Genomic DNA, 3,402 nt, shown 5'->3' on the forward strand with positions numbered 1-3,402 from the left:
AATTCGACACTCTTACCTTACCAAACGAAGCGGTGTTTTTCTATGTCGTCAAGCATTCGATCTAATCGATCACAAACTCATGCTGCACTTGCCATTAACCCGATTTTGGCTCTGCGAAAGTTGAGTAAATAACATTTAAATCCCGTATAAATATTATACAAACAACCCCCTTTTCATTATATTTTCATGAATAAACGGGATTTATTGTAAAATATATCATATAAAGGATAATAAATCAAAAAGTCATTTTTGATGTTATAATAATCATTACACAATTAAGTTAGGAGGATAAAATATGAGAAAATTATTTACATTTTTGAGTATTTTGATATGTGGGCTTTTATTGGGTTGTGAAAATCAGAGTGTAGATAATTACCAGGACTATCTAAGTAATATAGAGAAAATAACGATCACCCCGATAATTGACAATTCACCGTTAAATGATCATGCTCATAATATTGAGAACCCAGATACTATAGAATCTATTATTACATTATTAAATAATTCCCAAAAAACTTTAGAAGACGGAAAGTACGAAGCGGAGAATGTTGCTGAGCATCTCATTCAATTTTATAAAAGAGAAGGTTTGGAACTTGACGATATACCTGGGGTCTATTATAGTACAGGAACATTAGTTTATGTAACGGAAGATGGTAAAACAATTGTACATCATATTAATTCAACAAAAAATGTTGAGATAAGGAACCTTTTACAGATATCAAATTAATGAGATTTGTATTTTATAATTAATTTGAATGGAAAAAGAGCGTTTGAAGCCATACCATTTCAATTGCGGAACAAAATTTCAAACAACATTAAACAGCAATTGCCAAAGCACTAAGTGGGGGCCTACGCCCCTTATTAATTTGACTTTTTAGGCTTTTTGCTTATTCTTGTTAAAGTCAATAACGCAACATAAATAAATCAGTTACGTATATAGTTTATGACCTGACAGCAAAGAGAGGAAATAAACCTAAATACTATTATGGCTGTTTATCTCTGTGATGAATGGGGCGGGCACAGACCTCCGCTCTAATAGGTAGAACCTGAGTAATAGGGGCTGTCCAATAAGTCCCTAAAATAAAAAGTTGGCCGGGAAACTTGACGTTTAAACTGGTCCCTTCGTCAAGGACACTTTGAAAAAAAGAGTTAGGCTGCCGACAATAGATGATTCCTGTACTGAACAGGAGTCATCTTTTTTAATCCCCATTGATATCTGTGATGGTTGTAGTAGTGGATGTAACGATCAATCTCAAGCTTTAGTTCTTCCAGCGTGCTGCATCCACGACTTTTGACATGGTCCTTCATATGGCCGTAGAAGGATTCTTGTGGAGCATTGTCCGAGCAGTTTCCTCGCCTAGACATGGACTGGCCAAGTCCTTTCTTTTTCAACAGTTCTTGGTATTTGGGGCTGGTGTAGTGACTACCCTAGTCGGAGTGGATAAAGGCATTCTTATGTAGCTTTAAGCGTCGTTGCTTCATGAGAATCTTAATCGTATCTGTTGCTAAAGACAGGTCGATGCGATTGGAAACGTTGTGAGTGAGTAGTTCTCCTGTGGAAGCATCCAGAATCGTTGATAAATAAGCCATCTCCGACCGTCCATATGGAAGGTAAGTGATGTCGGTGAGCAGCACAAGACCCGGAATTCCCTTCTTGAAATCCCGTTGCAACTTATAGGGTAGGACTCGGTGTTCTTGTGTTGCCTTGGCCATTCGTCTGTAACTGCCCCGCGATTATCCGATGGAGTTATATATGCTATATCTGCTCCAACCCCTCCCTCTTCACACATTGCCATTGGCCATTCGTCCGATCATAACCATCTTGTGTAGGGATACCAGCCAGTGACTCATCCCTGTTTTCATCAGCACCGTTACGATCAATTGTACATACAGGGGATTCACCCTTTTCGATAGCAGCAGCAATATGTGCGGCGGTTTCTGGATACTCTGCAGCTGGAAAATACAAGAGCATGTCATAATCAATCTCTGCTGATGTCGTTGCGCCGCTCGTGCTAGATGATGAATCGTTATTTGGAGACTCTGTCACTTGCTCATTTGGTTCAATCTTGCTCGTATCTTCAGCCGAAACCAATTTATTAATTGGCTCTTGGTCCTCGACAGACATCTCTATCGAACCATTAATGCCGGCCGTCTGCGTATCGTCCAGTGAAACTCTTTCTTCAATTTATACAGCAGGAACCGCTGTGAGCTCTTTGTCTTTACCGCTGTTATTCACTACACTGGAGACAATTGCGATGACGACAATAATGCTCCAGGCCACTCCGAAGTACCGCTTATTTTTATCGAGCTTAGTCCCATGAAGGAACAACATAATATACGGGAAAAAGATCCACGCAAGAACTTTCAACAACTTAACCTCTCCCCCAGTCGTAATTGGCACACCATTTACGCCTTAATATACGAACTTTGTCGAATGATGTCAATATGTTCTTTGACATATACATAGAAAATCGATCCCGCTTCTTATAATCAAATCTGTGTAAATATTACCGCTAGAACTTCAGATCAAGTAGGTGTAATTTGTACGAGGGTGATTATAATGTTTATCGAACCGATGTTACTGCAATCAGTACATGAAGCTTTCGATGATGATAGATATATTTTTGAACCGAAAATAGACGGACACCGCCTAATTCTTTCACGAATAGACGGGAAAGTACGCCTGTATACACGGCACAAGACGGATTGTACAAATCAGTACCCTGAGCTGCACAATGTGCCCGCACCGGAAGGTGCAGACTTGATCCTTGATGGCGAAATAGCCGTTTTTAATCAAGATGGAACTAACGATTTTGAGGCGGTCATGAGCAGGTTTAAAGGTGCGAAAGGACCTGTAGTCAACTTCGTTGTTTTCGATATTTTGCATTTTGATGGCAGAGATCTTAGAAAAATGCCTCTTGTTGAGCGAAAAGAAATACTTGCATCCGTTCTTACACCGAATCCATACTTTACCCTTACAGCTTCTATTGATGGGCGCGGCATTGATTTCTATGATTTAATTAAGCAGAGAAATATGGAAGGAATCGTCGCCAAGAAGAAGGATAGCTCTTATGTTGGCCGCCGATCACATAGCTGGCTTAAAATCGTAAATTATCAATATCACAATGTACGTATTGCCGGATGGCGTAAAGGTGAGTTTGGATGGTTGATTCATATAGAGGACGGCAGTGGATCTTTAAAGCCTGCTGGAATACTGGAGCTAGCTGTACCACCACTCATGAAGAAGTCATTTTTTAACGTTGCGAAGTCGATTGCTATTTAGCCCCCAAATGAACTTGGACAGTACACCCCTTATTCCGATAGAATGAAATCAGTCGGAGGGGAACGCATTGGAAAGAAAACGGTATGATCTGAACTTTAAGAAAATGGTTGTAGCCAAGG

3 protein-coding genes and 2 pseudogenes are annotated in these 3,402 nt (G+C 39.9%); 2 read left to right on the forward strand and 3 right to left on the reverse strand.

Annotated features, from left to right (window positions below; all coding sequences use genetic code 11):
• The first annotated feature begins 295 nt into the window (after positions 1-295).
• Entirely contained in the window at positions 296-727 is a 432-nt protein-coding gene (locus tag ACFPXP_RS08300; protein ID WP_379893765.1) for a hypothetical protein, read from the forward strand.
• Between the two features lie 422 nt (positions 728-1,149).
• Here ACFPXP_RS08300 and ACFPXP_RS08305 read toward each other — a convergent pair.
• The 3 genes and pseudogenes from ACFPXP_RS08305 to ACFPXP_RS08315 all read right to left on the reverse strand — a co-directional run.
• Positions 1,150-1,722 (reverse strand): annotated as a pseudogene (locus ACFPXP_RS08305) (IS3 family transposase); the annotation flags it as partial.
• Between the two features lie 2 nt (positions 1,723-1,724).
• Positions 1,725-2,047: pseudogene (locus ACFPXP_RS08310) on the reverse strand (excalibur calcium-binding domain-containing protein); the annotation flags it as partial.
• Between the two features lie 138 nt (positions 2,048-2,185).
• Entirely contained in the window at positions 2,186-2,371 is a 186-nt protein-coding gene (locus tag ACFPXP_RS08315; protein WP_379893766.1) for a hypothetical protein, read from the reverse strand.
• 189 nt (positions 2,372-2,560) lie between these two features.
• Here ACFPXP_RS08315 and ACFPXP_RS08320 point away from each other — a divergent pair, with 189 nt between their 5' ends.
• Positions 2,561-3,283: an ATP-dependent DNA ligase gene (locus ACFPXP_RS08320; RefSeq protein ID WP_379893767.1), complete on the forward strand. Its 723-nt coding sequence runs from the start codon at positions 2,561-2,563 to the stop codon at positions 3,281-3,283.
• Positions 3,284-3,402: the final 119 nt, after the last annotated feature.

This window comes from Marinicrinis lubricantis (assembly GCF_042658665.1).
Lineage (GTDB): Bacteria > Bacillota > Bacilli > Paenibacillales > KCTC-33676 > Marinicrinis > Marinicrinis lubricantis.

Excerpts from the sequence above, each read along its gene's own strand:
- ACFPXP_RS08300 (WP_379893765.1), top strand. The coding sequence starts at position 296 with ATGAGAAAATTATTTACATTTTTGAGTATTTTGATATGTGGGCTTTTA.
- ACFPXP_RS08320 (WP_379893767.1), top strand. The coding sequence starts at position 2,561 with ATGTTTATCGAACCGATGTTACTGCAATCAGTACATGAAGCTTTCGAT.